The 12,367-nt window shown below is 40.9% G+C and carries 10 protein-coding genes and 1 pseudogene; 3 read left to right on the forward strand and 8 right to left on the reverse strand.

Translation table 11 applies throughout. The features are described from left to right. Nucleotides 1-23: 23 nt before the first annotated feature. The 3 genes and pseudogenes from B9T34_RS05885 to B9T34_RS05895 all read right to left on the reverse strand — a co-directional run bounded on the left by B9T34_RS05885 (nt 24) and on the right by B9T34_RS05895 (nt 4,989). Nucleotides 24-1,202: pseudogene (locus tag B9T34_RS05885) on the reverse strand (acetyl-CoA C-acyltransferase). Between the two features lie 18 nt (nt 1,203-1,220). Then, entirely contained in the window at nt 1,221-3,212 is a 1,992-nt protein-coding gene (locus B9T34_RS05890) for a 3-hydroxyacyl-CoA dehydrogenase NAD-binding domain-containing protein (protein WP_086212237.1), read from the reverse strand. A 13-nt stretch (nt 3,213-3,225) separates the two neighbouring features. Further along, a complete protein-coding gene (locus B9T34_RS05895) occupies nt 3,226-4,989 on the reverse strand; it encodes an acyl-CoA dehydrogenase family protein (protein WP_086212238.1) in 1,764 nt (587 codons plus the stop codon). A gap of 164 nt (nt 4,990-5,153) precedes the next feature. Here B9T34_RS05895 and B9T34_RS05900 point away from each other — a divergent pair, with 164 nt between their 5' ends. Both B9T34_RS05900 and B9T34_RS05905 read left to right on the forward strand, forming a co-directional pair. Continuing rightward, entirely contained in the window at nt 5,154-5,576 is a 423-nt protein-coding gene (locus tag B9T34_RS05900; RefSeq protein ID WP_086212239.1) for a MarR family winged helix-turn-helix transcriptional regulator, read from the forward strand. After that, on the forward strand, nt 5,573-6,013 hold the full coding sequence (locus tag B9T34_RS05905) for a PaaI family thioesterase (protein WP_086212240.1): 441 nt from the start codon (nt 5,573-5,575) through the stop codon (nt 6,011-6,013). The genes B9T34_RS05900 and B9T34_RS05905 overlap by 4 nt, the downstream gene beginning before the upstream one ends. Nucleotides 6,014-6,304: 291 nt before the next feature. On the opposite strand, the gene B9T34_RS05910 is transcribed toward B9T34_RS05905, so the two are convergent. The 5 genes from B9T34_RS05910 to B9T34_RS05930 all read right to left on the reverse strand — a co-directional run bounded on the left by B9T34_RS05910 (nt 6,305) and on the right by B9T34_RS05930 (nt 11,178). Beyond that, nucleotides 6,305-7,177: a SphA family protein gene (locus tag B9T34_RS05910; protein ID WP_086212241.1), complete on the reverse strand. Its 873-nt coding sequence runs from the start codon at nt 7,175-7,177 to the stop codon at nt 6,305-6,307. 208 nt (nt 7,178-7,385) lie between these two features. After that, complete coding sequence (locus tag B9T34_RS05915) at nt 7,386-8,906, reverse strand: bifunctional 3-(3-hydroxy-phenyl)propionate/3-hydroxycinnamic acid hydroxylase (protein WP_086212242.1); 1,521 nt, start codon at nt 8,904-8,906, stop codon at nt 7,386-7,388. A gap of 27 nt (nt 8,907-8,933) precedes the next feature. After that, the gene (locus B9T34_RS05920) at nt 8,934-9,746 is read right to left on the reverse strand and encodes an alpha/beta fold hydrolase (RefSeq protein WP_086212243.1); all 813 of its coding nucleotides are present in this window, start codon (nt 9,744-9,746) and stop codon (nt 8,934-8,936) included. Between the two features lie 17 nt (nt 9,747-9,763). Further along, nucleotides 9,764-10,393, reverse strand: a complete 630-nt coding sequence (locus tag B9T34_RS05925; protein WP_171265133.1) for a TetR/AcrR family transcriptional regulator — start codon at nt 10,391-10,393, stop codon at nt 9,764-9,766. 17 nt (nt 10,394-10,410) lie between these two features. Next, nucleotides 10,411-11,178, reverse strand: a complete 768-nt coding sequence (locus B9T34_RS05930) for a VOC family protein (RefSeq protein ID WP_086212245.1) — start codon at nt 11,176-11,178, stop codon at nt 10,411-10,413. A gap of 242 nt (nt 11,179-11,420) precedes the next feature. Between B9T34_RS05930 and B9T34_RS19170 the strand changes: the two genes are divergently transcribed. Continuing rightward, a complete protein-coding gene (locus B9T34_RS19170; protein WP_171265134.1) occupies nt 11,421-12,248 on the forward strand; it encodes a LysR family transcriptional regulator in 828 nt (275 codons plus the stop codon). Nucleotides 12,249-12,367 lie beyond the last annotated feature (119 nt).

Here is a 12,367-nt window from a genome sequence, read left to right on the forward strand (position 1 = left end):
TGATTTTTTAAATATTGATCTAATTAGTAAATTTCAAACAATGCTGCAGCCCCTTGACCGCCGCCAATGCACATGCTGACTACACCTAATTTGGCTTTACGGCGTTGCCCTTCAATCAGCAGATGGCCTGTTAAGCGCGAACCGCTGGCACCATAAGGATGACCCAAAGCAATGGCCCCGCCATTCACATTTAATTTTTCCATGGGTATGCCCAACTTTTGCTGACAATACAGCACTTGTACAGCAAAGGCTTCGTTAATTTCCCACAAATCAATATCATCTACAGTCAGGCCCTGCTGTTTCAGCAGTTTTGGAATGGCATAGACTGGACCAATGCCCATTTCATCAGGCTCACAGCCACTTACAGCAAAGGCTCTAAAAGCGCCTAAAGGCTGCAGATTTTTACGCGTAGCTTCATCTTCAGACATTAATACGCAAGCAGATGCACCATCAGAGAATTGACTGGCATTCCCCGCACTCACCGTCCCTTTCGGCATTGCTGTACGGATTTTAATAACATCTTCCAGCGTTGTGCCTACGCGAATGCCTTCATCTAAAGACACTTCTGCAGTTTCAGTTTGAATGCTTCCCGAAGCCCGATCAAACAATGTACGGCTGATCTTAATCGGTGCAATTTCCTGCTGAAACAGTCCTTCTACACAGGCCTTTTCCGCTCGCTGCTGGCTCAATGCGCCATAAGCATCCTGTTCGGATTTACTGACTTGATAACGCTTTGCCACTGTCTCTGCAGTTTGCAGCATATTCCAGTAAATTTCTGGTTTATTGGCTTTTAGTCATACTTCCTGAGACATGTGCATATTGAGCTGGTTTTGTACACATGAAATAGACTCAGCACCACCAGCGACTAAAATTTCACTTTCACCCAGCATAATGCGGTGCGCACTTTGTGCAATGGCCTGTAAACCACTGCTGCAAAAACGATTCACCGTTACGCCGCTAGTACTTGCTGGCAAACCTGCTCGTAGCGCCGCCATACGAGCAAGGTTAAAACCGTTGGCCGCTTCCGGATTCGCACAGCCCAAAACTACATCTTCTACCAAGGCACCTTCAATGCCTGCACGTTCAACTGCCGCCTGTATGACATGGCCTGCCAGTGTTGCGGTATGTGTTGTGTTGAAAGATCCTTTCCAAGATTTTGTGAACGGTGTCCGTGCAGTAGAAACAATGACTGCTTTTTTCATTTTATTATCCTTAAATTCTTAAGCAATTTTTTCTAGTGCTTGGGTTTTCACATGCTTCTGCCAAAATGAATCAGCTTGGTCAGAGGCCAACATTCGAATTTGACGCTGAATCAAAGCATCCGAAAAATGCTGTTCGATGTAATGCATTGGCCCACCGCGTCCTGCTGGGAAACCATAACCATGTACAAAAACCAAATCGATATCTGCTTTAGTGGAAGCAATCTCATCATTTAGCACATCTAATCCTTCAAGATACAAACTTAAGATTAGGCGCTGCGCAATCTGTTCTGCAGGCAATTTGATTTTAAATGCTTGATTTGAAAGCTCAGACAAGCTGTCTAAATTGAAATGGCTATTTTTAGCTTCATAGCTGTACCATCCCTGCTGTGTTTTTTGGCCAAAAAGCTGGGCATCAACGAGCTTTTGCAAAAGCCGTATGCCTGCACCATTAAATTTGCCGTTCCATGAACTAAGCAGTAAATCATTGCCAATGAGATCCATCACTTGGAATGGCCCCATTTTCATGCCCCAGCTGCGCATAGCACGGTCAATCTGCTCAGGTGAAACACCTGTAGAAGCTAAAGCCAAAGCTTGTGATAAATAAGCATCAAAAATACGTTTGCCAATAAAGCCTGGTCCAACTTGCGATACAACAGGTATTTTTCGAATACGCTGCGCTAAATGTTTGGCATGCGCCAAAACGGCATCCGCTGTTTGAGCACCCTGAATCACTTCCAGCAATTTCATGTACTGTACAGGGCCAAAGAAATGCAGGCCTAATACACGTTCTGGATGAGCCGTGACCGAAGCAATCTGATTTAAATCTAAGCTAGAGGTATTGCTGGCCAAAATAACCGATGCTGGACAGTGTTCACCCAAGCTTTTAAAAATAGATTGTTTCAGCGCTAAATTTTCACTGACAGCCTCAATCACCAAATCCATATCACTTGCATTTTCAAGGCCATTTAAAACATGGATTTTTTCAGCTTTAGCACCTTTGGAAACTGCTATTTTATCTACCGCTTTTTGTGCTGCCTCTGTATTGATATCAAATACATAGGTTTTAATTCCAGCACTGTTTAAGCAGGCAGCAATTCCTTGCCCCATGAAGCCTGCACCAATCACTGCAGCACGCTGAATTTTGGGCGCGTCTGGTGCTAGCTTTGGCAATTTCTGTGCTGATTTTTCAGCAAAAAAGATATGGCGCAATGCTTCAGATTCTTTTGAATACAATACTTGTGCAAAAAGCTGGGCTTCTTGCTCACAGCCTTGTGCAAAACCTTTGTGAATGCCAACAGCGACAGCATCCAACACTTTTTCTAAAGCAGGATTATTATGCGGATAAGCACGCAGCTGTAGTTTGGCAAATTCCAGCAACGGTGCTGCGCTGAGCTGATCCAATTTCACTTGTGATAAACGGACAATGCTTTGGCTGTCTTGGATCAATTGTTCTGCCAGCTTAAGCGCTTCATCCAATACATTTTGATCCGCTATAGCCTGCAGCAGCAATGTGTCTTTGAATGAGTCTGCATTACTTAATTCTGCTGACAGCATCATTGACATACTACGCTCTAAACCCACTGCACGCGGTAAACGTTGCGTACCTTCACCGCCCGGAATCAGACCTAATTTTGTTTCAGGCAAGCCAATTTTACATTTCGCATCTGCAACACGGGCATGGCAAGCCATGGCTAATTCCAAACCACCGCCCAACACAAAACCTTGCAAGCACGCTACGATAGGTTTCTGATAATTTTCAATCAAGTAAAATAAATCTTGTGTCAAATGCGGATAAGCAAAGGCTTGTCCTGCTGCAAATTCTGTTAAATCACCACCGACAGAAAATACACCATCTTTACCAGAAATAATGACTGCCTGTACTTGGTCATCTTGTTCTGCTGCCAACAAAGCATCAAATAGTTGCTGACGCTGTACCTGATTCAGCACATGCATTGGCCCATTCGACATTTCAACTAAGGCAATATGATCGTTTAAATATTGATATGGCATGATCTGATTATCCTTATAGTGCTTGGCTTTCAAATGATGCAATACATGCAGCTCCGCTTTGCAGAAGCGCGGAAAAATAAATGCCCTTGCTTAAAATGCCATGCATATAAAATTCAGCAGTCTGAATCTTAGTTTGATAAAACACACTATTCGCTGGGCTATTTTGCAGTTTTTCATGAGCCACAATTGCACTACGCGCCATCATCCATGCACCTGCGGTATAGCCCGCAAGCATTAGGAATGGTACAGCGACCGCCAGCTTTTCATTCAGCTCCAGGCTAAGCATATCTGTTAATGCCTGCTCTAAACGTTCCACACCTTGCGCATAAGGTCGGTAAATACTCTGCAATTCGGGAATTTGAGCCAGCTGGTCTTCTGTCTTTTGCATTAAGGCCAACAGCTGTCTAAAGATTTCACCTTTATCTCGGTAAATTTTACGCATCAGCAAATCATTGGCTTGAATCGCGGTAGTACCTTCATAAATGGTAATAATTCGTGCATCTCGATAATGCTGTGCAACACCAGTTTCTTCAATAAAGCCCATGCCGCCATGCACTTGTATACCTAAGTAAGTCACTTCCTGCCCAACTTCTGTACACCAGCCTTTCACAATTGGAGTCAGCAGTTCTGGCAAGGCTGAAAGTGATGGGTCTGCATTGTGACTTAAACTTCCATCCAGCATTTCAGCTGCAGCATAGACCAAGGCACGCATCGCTTCATTTTGCGCTTTCATGCTCAGCAGCATGCGTTTGACATCTGGATATTCAATAATCGGCAGCTTTTCACCTGCGGCATTTCGTCCACCCTGCACGCGGGTTTTGGCATAGTCCACGGCTTGCTGATAAGCTCGTTCGCCCAAGGCTGGGCCTTGCATACCCGAATTTAGACGCGATAAATTCATCATCACGAACATATATTCCAGTCCGCGGTTTTCTTCTCCAACCAAATAGCCTACTGCACCGCCATTATCACCATAGCTCATGACACAAGTTGGACTGCCATGAATTCCCAATTTGTGCTCAATAGATACACACTGCACATCATTGCGTGCACCTAAGCTGCCGTCAGCATTGACTAAACATTTAGGTACAACAAATAATGAAATGCCTTTTACCCCAGCAGGTGCAGTCGGTGTACGGGCTAAAACCAAATGAATAATGTTGTCGGTGAAATCATGCTCACCATAGGTGATAAATATTTTCTGACCAGAAATTAAATAATGATCATCTTGTGGAACAGCTTTGGTGCGGATATTCGCTAGATCTGAACCTGCTTGCGGCTCTGTCAAATTCATAGTGCCTGCCCACTCGCCTGACACCATTTTGGCTAAATACGTCTGTTTTAATTCTTCAGAAGCGCCAAAGCTCAACGCCTCAATTGCCCCCATATTTAAGGCTGGACTGAGTGCAAATGACAAGTTTGCAGAGGTAATCATTTCTTCAATGGCTATGGCCAATAAATGCGGCAGATTTTGTCCGCCAAACTCTTCTTCACATCGGATACCATTCCAGCCTGCATCTACATACTGTTGATAGGCCTGTTTAAAACCTTTAGGGGTAAATACAGTGCCATTTTCCCAGCGGCAACCTTCACGGTCGCCCGAATGATTCAGCGGCGCCAATATTTCACTTGAGAATTTCCCAGCTTCCTGCAGCAGCATATCCACCAATTCAGGGCTGATGTCATCGCGCTGGCGAATTTTTGCAGTGCGATCTAAGCCAATCACACCTTCAATTAAAAATTTCGCATCATCAATTGGCGCTTGATACTGTGTCATCCACTTATCCTTAAGTTTTTCTTTTGCATATCTCTTTAATTAAACATCAACTTAGTTGACATTAATCATCCTATGCAGTGTTCTAATAATTGTCAACCACATTGACATAATTATTTTTTAAGCTAAGATTTCTGCTATGAATAACTCAAAAAATTAAATGTCTTATGAACATCACACATCCCTATTTACGACAGCTGCTGGGTTTAAAATATGACTGGATTGAAAGCCAAATCCATGACAGCGCGGTTAAAGCGGGCTATGGGCATCTTACGCCTGCATTAACACGTCTTTTTGGTCATATGCGGCAGAAGCCTGTTTCTATTTCGGATCTGGCACGCAAGATGGTGATTTCACGTCAGGCCGTACACAAATTGCTGATGGAAGCCAAAGAATTAGGCTATGTCGAACTAATTGACGATGAAAAAAATAAGCGCATTAAATTAGTAATTTTTACTGAACAAGGCAAAATCATGTCTAAATCTGCAATCAGGGATTTGGCGAGCCTAGAGCAGCAGCTGAGTCAGCTTTTAGGTGAAGAAGATTTTATGCATTTGAAACGAATTTTGGCCAAGGACTGGAACACATGAGTACTGACACCCATGCAGATAAAATTTTTCTAAATAAATTATTAAATGGTGAAACAATAAATTCGCATTTTGCAGGAAACCCTTTAGGTGAGGCAATGCAGCTGCATATTGAAAAAATTTCACTGCATAAAATAATTTTAAAATTTACGATCAGCCGCATGTTTACCCAAGGCAATGGCGTCATTCAAGGCGGTATTGTTTCCGCAATGCTGGATTTTGGCGCAGCTTATATTGGTCTATTAAATACTGAGCCAGATAAAGTTGTCGTGACTACAAATTTATCGATCAATTATCTGCGTGCGGCGCCTGCTGGACAGTATTTTGTAGAAGCTGAATTAGACAAAGCTGGGAGTAAAATGGTCTTTGCATCAGCCAAGCTGTATCAGCAAGCAGGAAAAAATATTGCTTCGGCAGTATTTTCAATGGCAGTTGTTTAATCTGCTTTTTCGCTTATTTCATCAGTAAAAAATAAAACTCATTAAAAAAATGAGTTTTATTAGGATCAATTTGATCTCTTGCCAAAAATCAAAAACATTCAGAATTAATTTTTCAATAAATAAAGAAAAGTTGCTTCTCTCGTAGCGATGCGAAGCATGCCCCCGCAAGAGATTTAAGAAACTGTTTACATAAATGCTTGCTCACCTGCGGAACAACATTTCTGATACTAAAAAAAGAGCATTCAGTATAAACCGAATGCTCATTAATATTTGATTTGTACAAGAAGTAAATTAGAAAGGCATAATCACTTTTAGCCAGACTGAATCACCTTTGGTTTTATTTTCCGCGATAATTTCTTTTTCGTACTTAAAAGTCGCAAACCAATCACCCACTTGATATTTCACATTTGGGCCAATTGAAAAACCGCGTGTTTTACTATTTTCAAGACTCACACCATTCACTTCATCCTCTTGAATCTGCTGATGATAATACCCGCCAACACCTAAAGTATAACTACCAAAATTCAAACCCAGCGCATAATCAAAATGAAATTCATCACCGCTTTTATAATCTGTATCTTTATTTTCACCATTAAAAATATATCCCGCCTTAAAATCTGCACTGTAGCGACCATTAATAAAAGATAAGGCATATAATGGTTCCACTGCATAACGATTAGTACCAATATTCGCAAAATCATTTTTATCGTAATCACCTGTCGGGAAATACATTTCCAGCGCGACTGCAGTATGCAAATTTGGCGAGTGATGATAGCCCAATGCGGCTTCTAAAATTGCATCGCCTAAGCCTTCTTTACGCTCAATTTGCCCCATCATTTTGCTGTCCATACGCACCAAAGGCAAAATTGCACCCAGCACCATATTACCGCCAAATAGCTTTTGCTCTGAGACCCAAATTACCCGCGGTGCAAGAGCTACAGCACTTACTTCAAAACCAGGAATATTTCGGTTATCACCATTTCCATCATTTAATTGATCTGCATTATAATAATTTGCATAAACCAGTGAGTGTACACCCGGCGGCGGCACTGCACCGCCCAAGAAGCTTTCAACACCATGCTTATAAATAGAGACACCATTTTCTAAGGCAAATGCAGAGCAAGACAACCCTGACAGCATGAGCAACATAATATTTTTATACATTGAACTTCCATTTCAATACAATTTGAATATTAATCATACTTTAGAAAATTAATAAGTTAAATTATTAACAAATTTAAAATTAAAAAACCATAATGATATATTTTATAACTATGATAACTTTTTAATTACAATTAATAAAAGGAACCTCAGCTCCTTTTAAATAGTGAAATTATTTTAATTTAAAATACAATAATTTTTTTTATTAAATCTATGCATTAAACGCAAGGTTATGATTTGCTGCCATAATAAATTTATCTGGACGTACAATCACGACATCTGCATTATGCTGCGTCATCCATTCAATTAAACTGCCTTTGATGTCAATAATATCGTCATAGCCTTTGCCATCGGCATCGACATCCATCAGCGTATAATATTTCAGATTCAGCTTTTCCCATGATTGCTGTTCTTCGGCAGTCATGATCTGACGCGGATCTTTTTTATTGCCAATAGCAACAAAATTATCCTCTAGCAAATCATCCAGATAAGCCAGTTTACCTTGTGAATTGGTTACCATCGGCTGTGGCAAAATCTTACCGACTGCTGGATTCTGCTCTGCTTTTTGCAGCAACCAGCCTTCATTCAACTCTGGCACTCGGAACATTGGACGTTCTTTTTCCAGCATTGGCACAATATGTGACAACTCTTCTTGAGACAGCTCCTGTTTAATAATTTGGCCTAACTTCACTGAGACATCGGTATAGAAAGCAACATCAGGTGCGCGTTCTACTTCATAGCTGCTTAGAATGTCTGCAGATACGTCGCCATTGAGCACCCGTTTTAACTTCCAGCATAAGTTAAAAGCATCACGGATGCCTGACTGCATGCCAGAACCTGCCCAAGGCGGCATCATATGTGCAGCATCACCCAAGAGATACGTTCTGCCTTCTGACCATTTCTCTGCATGACGCACATGGTGGCGATAGAATGCATGCTGATGAATTTCGACTTCTTTATCTGTCACACCCAGCTCATTCAAAATTGGCCACAACTGTTCATGTGTCTGGAAGTCATCTAAGGACTGGTCTTCATCTAATGGGATTTCCCAGCGATGGTTCCCAAGCGCCAATGCAATATCCACCACTGGGAATTTTTTATCCGACCAGAAAGTCAGCAAATGGCGATTTTTCCACCAACGTTTAACACGCGCATCAATCACCACCCAACGTGTATTAACAGTATCTCCGACCAGCTTAATGCCGAGTTTTTCACGTACTAAGCTTGAGCCGCCATCACAGCCTAAGACGTATTGAACATTAATACTTTCGTCTTGATCTGTTTTTAAGTTTTTATAACGGACCTCAACACCAGCATCAACTTCCTGTATATCGCTGAACATTGTTTCATAACGGATTTCAATATTGTCCTTATAGCGGTCTACACCATCTCTCAATATTTTTTCCATTGCTGGCTGGTATATTGAATACGTGGAAGGATGACGTCCCATCATGCTGTCTGGAAATGTTAAGCGTAAAATTTCATTGCCATCATAAGTAACCCAGCGCAGCCCTGCCATTTCATCCATGGTTTTGGCTAATTCCTGATCCAAACCCATGGCTTGAAAACAGCGCATTGTCCAGTCATTTACTGTCACGGCGCGTGCACGTGCATAAATGTCTTTATCTTTTTCCAGCACAATACATTTAATGCCATATTGGCCCAGCAAATTTGCTGCCACTACGCCAGAAGGCCCATATCCTACAATTGCTACATCAGCATCATATTTCATAGCATTTTAATCCTTTAAAATGTCGACTTAAGCTAAAAATTCTTTTACTGCGTTATTAAAAAACTCTGGGTGTTCCACCTGCACCCAATGGCCGCACTGACTGATAATCCGCACCTCACAGTTTTCTATATAGTTAAAAGAATCAAAGGCATCTTTGAGCGGCAAAACTTCATCTTCACGCCCCCAAAGCACCAAAGTAGGTGATTTAATTTTTGCCAGTGCTGGTCTTAAAGATTCAGCATGAAACTTTGATTGCTTCGCGCTTTCAATCAGCTCAGGGTCCATAGCCGCCAAATAGCGTGCTTCTTTGGTTTCCTCTGTCAGCATTTTTTTATCAAAAACCAAATGCTCCAAGAACTGATAAATATTTTCTTTGCTTGGATGTCCCGCAATTGCCTGAAGCATCAATTTAAGCGGGTCAGATAAAGGTAACTCTGAATTTTGCATACCGCCTGGCGCCATTAGAATTAATTTTTCTACCAGCTCAGGCTTTAAATCATGTATTGAAATAGATACTGCGCCGCCCAAAGAATTACCAATAAAACTGGCTTTTTTGACACCAATTGATTCCAGTGCTTCAATTAAATATTTTGCCAAAATGGTCGGTAAAGAACCGTTAATGACTGGTTTACTCGATAAACCATAACGCGGCATATCAATCACTATATTTGTGTAATTGGCAAAAGCAGAAATATTTTTTGCATAATTGCTTAGCCCTGTTGCACCTGGACCACCGCCATGCAACCAGACTAAATATGGACCTTCACCCCATTGGTGATAATGTACAACTGTTCCATCCGAAGTTTCTGCAAAAGCAGATTCGCCATAATTCGTTTCCATATGATTTCCCAATTTTTTTAACCATATTTATCAATCAGCCCCTGAATCGCGGAATTAAACATCTCAGTTATTTGCGCAATCTGGATTTTTCCTGGCTCTAACTGAGTGGATAAGATGATGCCGTCTGCCATGATCAGCACCATATCCGCTATCGATTCCTGTATATCTAAGCTGAGTGTTTTTTCCTTTTTATGTGCATAGAATTTAATTTGTTCTCGCATGATTGTGCGGGCATATTCCCTGACTTTATAAATAAAGTCCGCCAACTCCTGATCTTCACCATTATTTTCTAAGCCGATGAGAAACATCATTCGGTAGATTAAAGGCGGTTCGCCGAAAAACTCGACATCGGCGATCAGAATCGCAGCGTCATAATCATCCTGATTCAAATTTTGGACATCCATGCGCCCTAAAGTTTGCTTGATGCCAAATTCTAATGCGGCTAACAAAAGATTTTTTTTATTGCCAAAGTGCCAGTAAATTGAGGCTGGAGGATAACCGCTTTTTTCACAAATCATGGAAATCGTCGTTCCAGAATATCCATTGATTGACATTAACTCATAGGTCATTTTCAAAATTTTGTCTGGATCTGGAATATTTCTCAGTCTTTGTTTAGCCTTCAGTTCAGTCTTTTGTTTTTCGCTCATTAGAATCGTCATAACTGTTAAAGTTTAGGTTTATGCCCCCATGCACTTAATTTTTCAAAGCTTTCAGGGATCCAATTTTCAAAATTGATTTTCTTGCCGCCTGTACCAATTTCAATGGCAAAGCCTGACGGTGTATTCACATAAAAAGAAAATACTTCATCGTTTGGATGCTTGCCAAAATCCAGCACAATATTGTCTTTATGCTGAATGCAATTTTCGTAAGCGCGGCCAACATCATCTATTGAAAGGCACTCTAGCATAATATGGTGGACTTTTTTTGAGCCCGGCGGCATTGGCGCAAAGGCAAAAGAATGGTGTCGTCCATTCACATGCATAAAGGTTGCATCAATGACCATACCCGGCATGACTTCTTCCAAAATCGTATCGGTAATGCCTAAGCCCAAGTCTTGATAAAATTTCAGGCTATCTGCTTTGTTCTGTGCACAGACCAAGGCATGACCAATACCATTTTCAGTCATAAACTCTGTGGTATTCGCTGCTAGTGCTGCATCCGTATCTGCTAGGCCATAGATAAACTCATGGCTGATATTATTTAAATCTGCAAGAGCAAATAAACGCTGCACGTGGCGGTCCGCAGCCAAATCGCTATTTTCTGCTATGGCATAATTTTTTGCCTGCAAACCAGCAACATAATTCTGTAAATCTTGCGGATGCTGAAACTCCCAACCCAATGCTACAACATCATCAGCATCACCCTGCACAACTTTCAATGAATAGACTTTTTCATTGGTACGCAGATTTAACGCCCCCAACAGTGCTGGCATCTATGTGCAAACCTAGGCATTGTGCAAACTCTTTCCATTGATCTAGGTTTTTAGCCTCGATGGCAATATAGCTAAGCTTCGAAAAACCTTTCATCACATGCTCCCTTTTGTGATTGATTATTTCTATTTTTTAAGCTATCTATTTATAGAACGCTCGTTCTATAGTAAATTATATTTATTAGAGCTAATAAAATAGTTTAAAACCATAACAAGCTAAGTTCATGTTAAAAAAGGAATCTTTAATGGAACTAAGACATATGCGGTATTTTATTGCCGTCGCAGAAGAGCTGAACTTTACCAAAGCCGCCACACGTTTATGCATTGTGCAGCCCTCTTTGAGTAAGCAAATTAAAGATCTTGAAGATGAAGTTGGAGTACTTCTATTCGAACGAGATAAACGCAAAGTCTGCCTTACCGCTGCAGGAGAAGAGTTTTTAAAGTATGCTTATGAAACCCTTGCCAGTGCCACCAAAGCCGTGACTATTGCCAAACAGGTAGTCAATAATGCTGAGCAGAAAATCAAAATTGGAATGAATTCTGCTGCAGAACATTTTTTCTTATCGGATATTTGCGCCTATTTGGAGCATCATAATATTGCTTTAGAGCTAAACAGTGACAGCTGTATGAACAATATTCATGACCTCAAGAACTTTAAAATTGATGTCACCTTTTCTCGGTTTTCGGTCAAAGAAATTGATTATGTGAGTAAACTCATTAAAGAAGAAGACCTGTATTTGGTCATGAATAAAACCAGCAACAAAGGCAATTTATCCAAAACACCTTATCTTGCTTTTTCTCCTTTTGAAGATCCGATTGTCAATGAACAAGCCAATCACTATATCCGCCAGTCCAATATAGATGTGGAAAAGCGCATTGTGACCTCCAATTTATTCCAGTTTTTAAATATTTTTAAATCGATTACATGTTGGTCAATTGTGCCACAGCATCTCTTAGAGCATTTAAACTGCCTCACGGAAAATATTTATTTAAAAGTCCCGCTGTATATCAGTTACCGTAAAAAGAACAAAAGCCAATTAATTCATTTAATTGAAAACCATGTAATGCCATAACTGCAGCCTTGGCAAACAATTACTGCTTACATCAATATAAATATGCCTCCAGCAAGATCAGCTCACTGCAGTCATCCTATCTGTCGTTCTGATCAATGCACGGGGTTAATCATTCAGTA

Source organism: Acinetobacter sp. ANC 3813 (assembly GCF_002135435.1).
In the GTDB taxonomy this organism is placed as follows: domain Bacteria; phylum Pseudomonadota; class Gammaproteobacteria; order Pseudomonadales; family Moraxellaceae; genus Acinetobacter.